The organism is Streptomyces sp. MZ04 (genome assembly GCF_004684775.1).
Lineage (GTDB): Bacteria > Actinomycetota > Actinomycetes > Streptomycetales > Streptomycetaceae > Streptomyces.
The window spans coordinates 1-1,195 of the sequence record NZ_SRIC01000578.1 but is presented as its reverse complement, the minus strand read 5'-3'; the positions used below and the strand labels follow the sequence as shown (position 1 = coordinate 1,195).

2 protein-coding genes are annotated in these 1,195 nt (G+C 66.6%); both read left to right on the top strand.

Translation table 11 applies throughout. From position 1 onward, the window contains the following. The first annotated feature begins 379 nt into the window (after positions 1-379). The gene (locus E2651_RS43265; protein ID WP_209446402.1) at positions 380-682 is read left to right on the top strand and encodes an HNH endonuclease; all 303 of its coding nucleotides are present in this window, start codon (positions 380-382) and stop codon (positions 680-682) included. 141 nt (positions 683-823) lie between these two features. Next, positions 824-1,195: hypothetical protein (locus E2651_RS43260; protein ID WP_209446401.1), on the top strand; the 372-nt coding region annotated here is incomplete at its 3' end.

Below are 1,195 nucleotides of genomic sequence, written 5' to 3'. Positions count from 1 at the left end.
ATGAGCGTCTCGTGGGCTCGGGGTGCCGGTGGGAGGCCGTCGCGTGAGGGGCGCGGCGCTTGGGGGACCGGACCGCGGTGTGGCCGTCCGCGCGGGGCTTTGGCGCCGCCGGATCTCCGGTCGCCGCGCAGTAGCCCTGAGAAGCCCCCTGAGTGCCAGCGCGGCGTTTAGGCAGAACAAGTCCACCAGAGCTGAAAGGAACGGCCTGATGACGGTGCGAATACCAGCGGCAATCTGCATGGAAGACGGGTGCCCTCTGCCGGTGAGGCGCAATAACAAGGGTTGGGGCATGGGCTATTGCGTGGAGCACTGGAAGGGCCGCGGATGCCGGTATCGGGTCCCAGGTAGCCGCTACACCAAGAGCGACGGATACGTAGTCGTGAAGCTGGAAGACGGTCGCATCATTGCTGAGCACCGCGTGGTCATGGAGCGCGAGATTGGCAGGCCCCTGGAGCGCGGCGAGACGGTCCACCACATCAACGGCGTCCGCGACGACAACCGACCCGAGAACCTGGAGATCTGGTACTCACCGCAGCCGTATGGCCAGCGGGTTGAAGATCTCATCAGGTACGTGGTGACTCATCACCGTGACGTTCTGATCGGCGTGCTGGAGCAGTTTCAGTCCGGGCGCTCCACTGGTGAGGATCCAGAGCAACCGAGAGTGCCTGTTCTGCACCCCTGAGCGGGCTTCTGCGGCCCGAACTCCCTCCCGACGGACTCCGGGACGTCCAGCGTCGAGAGCGGCAGCGAGGCGTGCAGCGCAGCGCCAATCTGAGAAATAGCACAAAACAGAGCAAACCAACTCGACTGAAGGGAAACCCCGATGACCGACCCGAAGCCCGCGATGACGATGCGGGAGATCACCGACGCTCTCGGCCACGCCACGCCCGGCGTGCCGCGCGCCACCGTGCAGGCCACCCGCTACGAGGTGTCGATCCTCCCCGAGGGCGACATCAACCGGAGCCTGTTCACGATCAACGTCGAGTACCGGGGCGACGACCGGTGGGCGGTGGTCCGCCACCGGGACTGCCTGAACGCGGCGGGCGAGTGGTCCTACGAACTGCGGCCGTCCGAGCGCGAAGACGACTGGCTCGACCAGCGCCGGTTCGACCTCGGCACCGCGCTCGATCTGGCGAAGAAGGCCGCCCCGCACATCGTCGTCAACGGCCACACCCCGCTCGACGCCTACCACCCC